Annotated in this window: 1 protein-coding gene; it reads right to left on the bottom strand. The window is 42.6% G+C overall.

From position 1 onward, the window contains the following. Positions 1 to 40: 40 nt before the first annotated feature. Positions 41 to 397: hypothetical protein (locus S1OALGB6SA_RS10355; RefSeq protein ID WP_195910381.1), on the bottom strand; the 357-nt coding region annotated here is incomplete at its 5' end.

Here is a 397-nt window from a genome sequence, read left to right as displayed (position 1 = left end):
GGCTTTTTGGGTGCAGGTTCGAGGGGAGAAGGGATGGGGGTTAATACTCGAATAGCTCTTCGTAGTAGGAAGGGAGGTCAAATCCAGGACCAGAGTATTTAGAAGTCATCTTTGAAATCCGCCCCTCATCATCGTATTCATAGGTTTTGATTGATTCCTCAATCTCTGATGTGGGACTGGGGTAAACTGACTTTTCATAGACTAGCCTTCCAGCCTCATCATATTTACGAGTCGTTTGTTCTCTAATAGTGTTTTGTTCGATGTCTTCGCTGTGTCCCCCGTTCTTCCAAATTATGTTTGTTTCATTATCGCCATACGAGAGATATATAGTAGTATCGAGACCATCAGTTTCAACTCTTACCAGCTTTGTCCCCTCATAATAGTAGAAGTTAGTAGA

The organism is Olavius algarvensis spirochete endosymbiont (assembly GCA_900608495.1).
GTDB lineage: Bacteria > Spirochaetota > Spirochaetia > DSM-2461 > DSM-2461 > UBA2779.
This window is presented reverse-complemented; position numbering and strand designations above follow the sequence as displayed.